General features: G+C 51.5%; 1 protein-coding gene. It reads right to left on the minus strand.

Annotated elements, in window-relative coordinates; translation table 11 throughout:
* Positions 1–105: 105 nt before the first annotated feature.
* Positions 106–372 (minus strand): hypothetical protein, encoded by a 267-nt coding sequence (locus tag JNC80_RS20080; protein ID WP_376711427.1) that lies wholly within the window; start codon positions 370–372, stop codon positions 106–108.
* Positions 373–524: the final 152 nt, after the last annotated feature.

Consider the following 524-nt stretch of genomic DNA (forward strand, 5'->3'; position numbering starts at 1 on the left):
TTTTTGCAGCCTTCATGCATGCACCAGTGGATATAGAGTGCCTCCTGTTTGGCCGGTTTGTTTTCCCATGGCGGGGTATTATCACTCATTGTGCCGAGTCCTCATTCAAAATAGCCTCCTCATACCGTCATCCTCCTGATAAATAAAATACGATCCTTGCAGATCGACCTGACCAGCAAGTATATCCACGCTACTGATGCCGCGATAACCGCAGACATGGCACCTCATTCGACGTGGCATAGTGAGTATTTCTGTTTCTTCCCCGCACATCATAGCCATGAATCGCGACGGTATATCTCTGACCCGTCCACACCCTCCACAGGTCAGGCGCAGCAGGTCAAGATGACTTAAGCTGCGTAAAGTTGGCATCATGCCAGCCCTCCGGTAAAGCCGGACATTTCATCCAGCCGAACCATAGCCATGCGCATCTGACCTTTGCAGCCTCGCGCTTTGCATCGGGCGCGGTTCTCTATTTCATCCAGATAGAGCTGTTCACGACCTTTGGCTGTGCAGATCGTGGCCTT

This window comes from Pseudochrobactrum lubricantis (genome assembly GCF_041929865.1).
GTDB classification, from domain to species: domain Bacteria; phylum Pseudomonadota; class Alphaproteobacteria; order Rhizobiales; family Rhizobiaceae; genus Pseudochrobactrum; species Pseudochrobactrum saccharolyticum.

Excerpts from the sequence above, each read along its gene's own strand:
- JNC80_RS20080 (WP_376711427.1), bottom strand. The coding sequence starts at position 372 with ATGATGCCAACTTTACGCAGCTTAAGTCATCTTGACCTGCTGCGCCTG.